The 8564-nt window shown below is 63.1% G+C and carries 5 protein-coding genes and 4 tRNA genes; 4 read left to right on the top strand and 5 right to left on the bottom strand.

Going from position 1 to position 8564, the window contains the following annotated elements; translation table 11 throughout:
• Position 1 precedes the first annotated feature (1 nt).
• The 4 genes from F6X61_RS26870 to gltX form a co-directional block, all read right to left on the bottom strand.
• A tRNA-Ala gene (locus F6X61_RS26870) sits at positions 2–77 on the bottom strand.
• Positions 78–130: 53 nt separating this feature from the next.
• A tRNA-Glu gene (locus F6X61_RS26865) sits at positions 131–206 on the bottom strand.
• Between the two features lie 71 nt (positions 207–277).
• Positions 278–353 (bottom strand) — tRNA-Ala (locus F6X61_RS26860).
• Positions 354–632: 279 nt separating this feature from the next.
• On the bottom strand, positions 633–2114 hold the full coding sequence (gene gltX, locus F6X61_RS26855; protein WP_153789308.1) for a glutamate--tRNA ligase: 1482 nt from the start codon (positions 2112–2114) through the stop codon (positions 633–635).
• Between the two features lie 143 nt (positions 2115–2257).
• Here gltX and F6X61_RS26850 point away from each other — a divergent pair, with 143 nt between their 5' ends.
• Both F6X61_RS26850 and F6X61_RS26845 read left to right on the top strand, forming a co-directional pair.
• Complete coding sequence (locus tag F6X61_RS26850; protein WP_371923765.1) at positions 2258–3313, top strand: HlyD family secretion protein; 1056 nt, start codon at positions 2258–2260, stop codon at positions 3311–3313.
• A 49-nt stretch (positions 3314–3362) separates the two neighbouring features.
• Positions 3363–4853, top strand: a complete 1491-nt coding sequence (locus F6X61_RS26845; protein ID WP_178125898.1) for an MDR family MFS transporter — start codon at positions 3363–3365, stop codon at positions 4851–4853.
• A 70-nt stretch (positions 4854–4923) separates the two neighbouring features.
• Here the strand turns inward: F6X61_RS26845 and uvrB are convergent, their stop codons facing one another.
• A complete protein-coding gene (gene uvrB / locus F6X61_RS26840; protein ID WP_153789305.1) occupies positions 4924–6939 on the bottom strand; it encodes an excinuclease ABC subunit UvrB in 2016 nt (671 codons plus the stop codon).
• A gap of 290 nt (positions 6940–7229) precedes the next feature.
• Here uvrB and F6X61_RS26835 point away from each other — a divergent pair, with 290 nt between their 5' ends.
• A complete protein-coding gene (locus F6X61_RS26835) occupies positions 7230–8426 on the top strand; it encodes an amino acid aminotransferase (RefSeq protein WP_153789304.1) in 1197 nt (398 codons plus the stop codon).
• A 61-nt stretch (positions 8427–8487) separates the two neighbouring features.
• Positions 8488–8563: transfer RNA gene (locus F6X61_RS26830), tRNA-Asn, on the top strand.
• Position 8564: the final 1 nt, after the last annotated feature.

Here is an 8564-nt window from a genome sequence, read left to right as displayed (position 1 = left end):
TTGGTGGAGCTAAGCGGGATCGAACCGCTGACCTCCTGCATGCCATGCAGGCGCTCTCCCAGCTGAGCTATAGCCCCGGATTTCTAGCCTCTCGGCCCAGCGACATATTTAAACATCGCTTGTGCAAAACTGGCGTCCCCTAGGGGACTCGAACCCCTGTTACCGCCGTGAAAGGGCGGTGTCCTAGGCCACTAGACGAAGGGGACGAACCTTCTTACCTTCAAGACCCGGTTGCTGGACCCGGTCTTGCTTACCGGCGTTGCCGTTAAGCGGAATTTGGTGGAGCTAAGCGGGATCGAACCGCTGACCTCCTGCATGCCATGCAGGCGCTCTCCCAGCTGAGCTATAGCCCCACAATGTCGCTCTGAACCGAAGCGCTGGCTGGGTGCCTGGCGTTTCGTTTTCGTTCATCGCTGTGGACGGGGCGCATATTAAGTTCCGATTGCAGGGCTGTCAAACGAATTTTTGAAATTATTCAAAAATTTTTTCACAGATAACAATCACTTACCGCCCTGCCCTGCTCTTCGATGCAAACAAAGTCCCGTGGGAGCGGGCTTGCCCCGCGATCGTGATGGCGTATGCAACATCGCAATCGAGGCGCAAGCCCGCTCCCACAAAAGCAAAAGCCGCTATCAGGCGATATTCGCCAGCAGCTTCTCCCATTCCTTGTTTTCCTTCTTCGACACGCCGCCCAGCAGGTCGATGGCCTGGCGCAGACGGTAGCGGGTCAGGTCAGGGCCGAGGATTTCCATGGCGTCGAGCACCGACACCGAGCTGGCCTGGCCAGTGATGGCGGCGAACATCAGTGGCATGGCATCGCGCAACTTGAGCTCCAACGACTCGACCACCGCCTGGATGCAGCCGGTGATGCGCTCTTTCTCCCACTGGCGCAGGCTTTCCAGCTTCCACAGGATCAGCTGCATCACCTGGCGCACCTGGTCGGCCGACAGTTTCTTGCTCTCGAACAGCTTGGCGTCGAGCTTCAATGCGCCTTCGAAGAAGAAGCCACCCAGCGGAGCAACCTGGCTGAAGGTTTCAACCCGGCCCTGCACGTGCGGGGCGATCTTCATCATGTATTCGCTGTTGAAGGCCCACTTCTGCACGCGCGCGGCGAACTCTTCCACCGGCAGCTCACGCAGCCACTGGCCATTGAGCCAGGACAGCTTCTCGATGTCGAAGATCGGGCCGCCCAGCGAGATGCGCGACAGGTCGAAGTGCTCGACCATCTCCGCCAGCGAGAACTTCTCACGCTCGTCCGGCATCGACCAGCCCATGCGGCCCAGGTAGTTGAGCATCGCTTCGGGCATGAAGCCCATGCGCTCGTAGAAGGTGACCGAGGTCGGGTTCTTGCGCTTGGACAGCTTGCTCTTGTCCGGGTTGCGCAGCAGCGGCATGTAGCACAGCTTGGGCTGCTCCCAGCCGAAGTACTCGTACAGCTTGATCAGCTTGGGCGCCGAGGGCAGCCACTCTTCACCACGCAGCACATGGGTGATGCCCATCAGGTGATCGTCGACCACGTTGGCCAGGAAGTACGTCGGCAGACCGTCGTTCTTCATCAGCACCTGCATGTCCATGCGGTCCCACGGGATCTCGACATCGCCACGCAGCATGTCCGGCACCACGCAGATGCCTTCGCTCGGCACCTTCATGCGGATCACGTGCGGCTCGCCGGCCGCCAGGCGGCGCTGCACTTCCTCATCGCTCAGCAGCAGGGCGCGGCCGTCGTAGCGCGGGGTCTCGCCGCGGGCCATCTGCTCGGCACGCATCTGCTCCAGCTCTTCGGCGGTGCAGAAGCAGTAGAAGGCGTGGCCGGCATCGACCAGCTCCTTGGCGTACTTGGCGTAGATCTCGCCACGCTCGCTCTGCCGGTACGGGCCGTGCGGGCCGCCGACGTCCGGGCCTTCGTTCCATTCGATGCCGAGCCAGCGCAGGGCGTCGAAGATCTGCTGTTCCGACTCGCGGGTGGAGCGCAGCTGGTCGGTGTCTTCGATACGCAGGATGAACTCACCGCCGTGCTGCTTGGCAAAGCAGTAGTTGAACAGGGCGATGTAGGCAGTGCCGACATGGGGGTCGCCAGTGGGCGATGGCGCGATACGCGTGCGAACGGTGGTCATGGAGAGTCTCGAACGAAGATTCAAACAAAGGCGGGATGTTAGCAGGGAGCGGGCACTGGGCTCCAGCAATGGCGCTATCGTCACTTGTGACGGTGGCGGTTGCGGTTGTTAAATTTGCTTACACTTCTGGAACCATAGTCCTCATGCCCGCCCAACTCAAACGTCGCCTGCTGATCTTCATCACCCTGGTCGCGCTGATCGCCCTCGCCTTCCTCGCCCACTGGTATTTCAAGGGGCGCTTCTTCGAGAGCACCGACAACGCCTATGTACAGGGCGAGATCACCCGCGTATCCAGCCAGCTCGGCGCGCGCATCGATGAAGTGAGGGTGGAAGACAACCAGCACGTCAACAAGGGCGACCTGCTGGTACGCCTTGAAGTCGCCGACTTCGAACTGGCCGTGGCCCGCGCCCGAGCCACGCTGGCCACTCGCGAAGCGGAACTGGTGCAGGCGCAGAGCCGGCTCGCCCAGCAAGGCAGCCTGATTGCCGCCGGCCAGGCCCAGGTGGCCGCCAACCAGGCCAGCTTCGACCGTTCGCAGCTCGACCTTAACCGCGCCCAGGCCCTGCGCAAGCCCGGCTTCGTTTCCGAAGAGCGCGTCACCACCCTCTCGGCAGAGAGCCATGTGGCCCGTTCCCAGGTGGACAAGGCCCAGGCCGACCTCAAGGGCCAGCGCCAGCAGGTCGATGCCCTGAGCGCCGAGCTCAAGCGCCTCGATGCGCAGATTGCCAATGCCCGCGCCGACCTGGCACAGGCCGAGATCAACCTGACCCGCTGCGAGATCCACGCGCCGATCAGCGGCACCATCGGCCAGCGCAGCGCGCGCAACGGCCAGGTGGTGCAGGCCGGCGCCTACCTGCTGTCGATCGTTCCGGACCAGGACATCTGGGTGCAGGCCAACTTCAAGGAAACCCAGATCGGCAAGATGCACCCCGGCCAGCGTGCCGAACTGCTGTTCGACAGCTACCCCGACACCCCGATCGAAGGCCGCGTCGACAGCCTGTTCGCCGCGTCCGGGGCACAGTTCAGCCTGCTGCCGCCGGACAACGCCACCGGCAACTTCACCAAGGTGGTGCAGCGCATCCCGGTCAAGCTGACCTTCGCCGCCGACAACCCGCTGCATGGCCGCATCCGCCCGGGCATGTCGGTGACGGCCACCGTCGACCTGCGCAGCCAGGACGACAGCCGCGATGGCCGGTGACCAACTGCTGCGACCCAGCGCAGAGCCCACCCGGCGTGACTGGATCGCCGTGATGAGCGTGATGCTCGGCGCCTTCATGGCGGTGCTGGACATCCAGATCACCAACTCTTCGCTCAAGGACATCCAGGGCGCGCTGTCGGCCACCCTCGAGGAAGGCTCGTGGATTTCCACCTCCTACCTGGTGGCCGAGATCATCATGATCCCGCTGACCGCCTGGCTGGTGCAGCTGCTGTCGGCCCGGCGCCTTGCAGTATGGGTGTCGTTGGGTTTCCTGGCCTCGTCGCTGCTGTGCTCGATGGCCTGGAACCTTGAGAGCATGATCGTGTTCCGCGCCCTGCAGGGCTTCACCGGTGGAGCATTGATCCCGCTGGCGTTCACCCTGACGCTGATCAAGTTGCCGGAACACCACCGCGCCAAGGGCATGGCCATGTTCGCCATGACCGCCACTTTCGCCCCGTCGATCGGCCCGACCCTGGGTGGCTGGCTGACCGAGAACTGGGGTTGGGAATACATCTTCTACATCAACATCCCGCCAGGGCTGCTGATGATTGCCGGGCTGATGTACGGACTGGAAAAGAAAGAAGCCCACTGGGAGCTGCTGAAAAGCACCGACTACGCCGGCATCGTAAGCCTCGGCCTCGGCCTGGGCTGCCTGCAGGTGTTCCTTGAAGAAGGCCATCGCAAGGACTGGCTGGAATCCAGCCTGATCGTCAGCCTGGGCAGTGTCGCCCTGGTCAGCCTGATCCTGTTCGTGATCTTGCAGCTGTCCCGCCCGCACCCGCTGATCAACCTGCGCATCCTCGGCAACCGCAACTTCGGGTTATCCAGCATCGCCAGCCTGGGCATGGGTGTGGGGCTGTACGGTTCGATCTACCTGCTGCCGCTGTATCTGGCACAGATCCAGGGCTACAACGCCCTGCAGATCGGCGAGGTGATCATGTGGATGGGAGTGCCGCAGCTGTTCCTGATTCCACTGGTGCCGCTGCTGATGAAGGTGATTTCGCCGAAAGTGCTGTGCGCCCTGGGCTTTTGCCTGTTCGGTGTGGCCAGTTTCAGTTCGGGGGTGCTCAACCCGGACTTCGCCGGGCCGCAGTTCAACCAGATCCAGGTGATCCGCGCCCTTGGCCAGCCGATGATCATGGTGACCATCTCGCTGATCGCCACCGCCTACATCCAACCCCAGGATGCGGGGTCGGCGTCGAGCCTGTTCAATATCCTGCGCAACCTCGGCGGGGCGATCGGCATCGCCTTGCTGGCAACGCTACTGGATGCGCGGGCGAAGGTGTATTTCGACTATTTGCGTGAGGCGGTGGTGCCGAACAATCCACAGGTGGCAGAGCGCCTGGCGCAGTTGACCGAACGACTGGGCAACGACACCGCAGCGCTGGGCAAGCTCAGTGAGATCACCCACCAGCAGGCGATGATCATGGCCTACAACGATGCCTTCCACTTCGTCGGGATCGGTTTGGCGGTGAGCATGCTGGCGGTGTTGTTGACGCGCAAGTTGCCACAGGGGTTGAAGGCAGGGGAAGCGCATTGAACCCATCGCGGGGCAAGCCCGCTCCCACGCCGGTTGTGGGAGCGGGCTTGCCCCGCGATGGGCTTGGCCTTCAACTTGCGATCAGGCGCTCGCGCAGCTTGCCGATCTCGTCGCGCAACTGCGCGGCGGCCTCGAACTCCAGGTCGCGGGCGAACTGGAACATCTTCTCTTCCAGCTGCTTGATGCGCTTGGTGATCTCGGCCGGGGTCTGCAACTCGACTTCGTAACGCCCGGCTTCCTCCGCCGCCTTGGCCATGCCCTTGCGCTTCTTGCTGCGCGCACCGGGCACGGTGGCACCTTCCATGATGTCGGTGATGTCCTTGACCACACCCTTGGGCACGATGCCGTTGGCTTCGTTGAACGCCACCTGCTTGGCCCGGCGCCGCTCGGTCTCGTCGATGGCGCGCTGCATGGAGCCGGTGATGTTGTCGGCGTACAGGATCGCCTTGCCATTGAGGTTGCGCGCCGCACGGCCAATGGTCTGGATCAGCGAGCGCTCGGAACGCAGGAAGCCTTCCTTGTCGGCATCGAGGATGGCCACCAGCGACACTTCCGGCATGTCCAGGCCTTCGCGCAGCAGGTTGATGCCCACCAATACGTCGAAGGTGCCCAGGCGCAGGTCGCGGATGATCTCCACCCGCTCGACGGTGTCGATGTCCGAGTGCAGGTAGCGCACCCGCACATCGTGATCGGCCAGGTAGTCGGTGAGGTCTTCGGCCATGCGCTTGGTCAGGGTGGTGGCCAGTACCCGCTCGCCCAGGGCGACGCGCTTGCCAATTTCCGACAGCAGGTCGTCGACCTGGGTAAGCGCCGGGCGCACCTCGACCTGCGGGTCGACCAGCCCGGTGGGGCGCACCACCTGCTCGACCACGCGCCCGGCATGCTCGGCTTCGTAAGGGCCGGGCGTTGCGGAAACGAAGATGGTCTGCGGGCTGACCGCCTCCCACTCGTCGAAGCGCATGGGGCGGTTGTCCAGTGCCGATGGCATGCGGAAGCCGTACTCCACCAGCGTTTCCTTGCGCGAGCGGTCGCCTTTGTACATGGCGCCGACCTGGGGTACGGAAACGTGGGACTCGTCGATCACCAGCAGCGCATCCGCCGGCAGGTAGTCGTACAGCGTGGGTGGCGGCGCACCGGCCGGGCGCCCGGAAAGGTAGCGCGAGTAGTTTTCGATGCCGTTGCAGTAACCCAGTTCGAGGATCATCTCCAGGTCGAAGCGGGTGCGCTGCTCCAGGCGCTGGGCCTCGACCAGCTTGTTGTGCTTGTGCAGGTACTCCAGGCGCTCCTTGAGCTCTTCCTTGATGCCCTCCACCGCTTCGAGCAGCGTTTCGCGCGGCGTGACGTAGTGCGACTTGGGGTAGAAGGTGAAACGCGGCAGCTTGCGGATCACCTCGCCGGTCAGCGGGTCGAAGGCGGCGATGTTCTCGACCTCGTCATCGAACAGTTCGATGCGGATGGCCTCCAGGTCCGATTCGGCCGGGAACACGTCGATCACATCGCCGCGCACACGGAAGGTGGCGCGGGCGAAGTCCATCTCGTTGCGGGTGTACTGCAGTTCGGTCAGGCGGCGTAGCAAGGCACGCTGGTCGAGCTGGTCGCCACGGTCGACGTGCAGGACCATCTTCAGGTACGCCTCGGGGCTGCCCAGGCCATAGATGCACGACACGGTGGTGACGATGATCGCGTCGCGCCGCTCCAGCAACGCCTTGGTCGCCGACAGGCGCATCTGCTCGATATGGTCGTTGATCGAGGCGTCCTTCTCGATGAAGGTGTCCGACGACGGCACGTAGGCTTCGGGCTGGTAGTAGTCGTAGTAGGAGACGAAGTACTCGACCGCGTTGTTCGGGAAGAACGCCTTGAACTCGCCGTAAAGCTGCGCCGCCAGGGTCTTGTTGGGCGCCAGCACCAGGGTCGGGCGCTGCACCTGCTGGATGACGTTGGCGATGCTGAAGGTCTTGCCCGAGCCGGTCACACCCAGCAGCGTCTGGTACGAAAGGCCGGCCTCGATGCCCTCGACCATCTGGCGGATGGCCTCGGGCTGGTCGCCGGCCGGCTGAAATCGGGTGACGAGCTGGAACTCGGACATGACGGACCTCGTGAATGTCGCGGCAACTGTAAATTTAGCCAGTAGTCTATACGCAAAATGCGCGCGCCGGGCGCGGCTTTCAAGCCCGGCCAAGCAGCACTCCTGGCAATGGACCGGGCAATTCGACCAATGGTCGAAAAATATTTGCGCAAACACCCGCAAAAGCTGCGCCAGACTGTCGCAGTGACCGGTCGGTATCACTATACTGACTCCCCGTTTGTGCACCGCTTCAGTGCATTCGGCTGGAGCGTGGCAACCCCTATCACTCTCCTATCCGAGCCAAGGTAACAATGAGCCTGTTTTCCGCTGTCGAGCTGGCACCCCGCGACCCTATCCTGGGCCTCAACGAAGCATTCAACGCCGACCCACGTACCGACAAGGTCAACCTGGGCGTAGGCGTCTACTGTAATGAGGAAGGCCGCATTCCGCTGCTGCGCGCAGTGATCGAAGCCGAAACCACCCGTGCCGCCCAGCACGCGTCCCGTGGCTACCTGCCGATCGACGGCATCGCCCAGTACGACCAGGCCGTGCAGAAGCTGATTTTTGGCGCCCAATCGCCGCTGCTGGCCGCCGGCCGTGTAGTGACCGTGCAGGCCGTTGGCGGTACCGGCGCGCTGAAGATCGGTGCCGACTTCCTCAGGCGCCTGGCGCCGGGCGCCGTGGTCGCCATCAGCGACCCGAGCTGGGAAAACCACCGCGCACTGTTCGAAACCGCAGGCTTCCCGGTTCAGAACTACCGTTACTACGATGCCGCCAGCAACGACGTCAACCGCGCCGGCATGCTCGAAGACCTGAACAGCCTGCCGTCGGGCTCGATCATCGTGCTGCACGCCTGCTGCCACAACCCGACCGGCGTCGACCTGTCGCTGGACGACTGGAAGAATGTGCTGGAAGTGGTCAAGGCCAAGGGCCACGTGCCGTTCCTCGACATGGCCTACCAGGGCTTTGGTGACGGCATCGCCGAAGACGCCTTCGCCGTGCGCCTGTTCGCCGAGTCGGGCCTGGAGTTCTTCGTCTCCAGCTCGTTCTCCAAGTCGTTCTCGCTGTACGGCGAGCGCGTCGGCGCGCTGTCGATCGTCACCGCCTCGAAAGACGAGAGCACCCGCGTGCTGTCGCAGGTCAAGCGCGTGATCCGCACCACCTACTCCAACCCGCCTACCCACGGTGCGACCATCGTCGCCACCGTGCTGAACAGCCCTGAGCTGTGCCAGATGTGGGAAGCGGAACTTGCCGAGATGCGCACCCGTATCCATGGCATGCGCAAGCAGATGGTCGAGTTGCTGGCCGAGTACGGTGCCAAGCGCGACTTCAGCTTCGTTGGTCGCCAGGCCGGCATGTTCTCCTACTCCGGCCTGACCGTGGAGCAAGTGGCACGCCTGAAGAACGAGTTCGGCATCTATGCCCTGGACACCGGCCGCATCGCTGTTGCAGCCCTGAACCAGAGCAACATCCACGTGGTCACCAAGGCCATCGTAGAAGTACTGTAACTCCTTGATTGCCAAGGGGAAGCTTGACTTCCCCCTGGCAACCGGTAAGATACGCCGAAATTCCGCGATAGCTCAGTCGGTAGAGCAAATGACTGTTAATCATTGGGTCCCTGGTTCGAGTCCAGGTCGCGGAGCCAA

The organism is Pseudomonas sp. EMN2 (assembly GCF_009650555.1).
Classification (GTDB): domain Bacteria; phylum Pseudomonadota; class Gammaproteobacteria; order Pseudomonadales; family Pseudomonadaceae; genus Aquipseudomonas; species Aquipseudomonas sichuanensis.
Note: the sequence above shows the minus strand (reverse complement) of the source record. Positions and strands in the feature narration are given on the sequence as shown.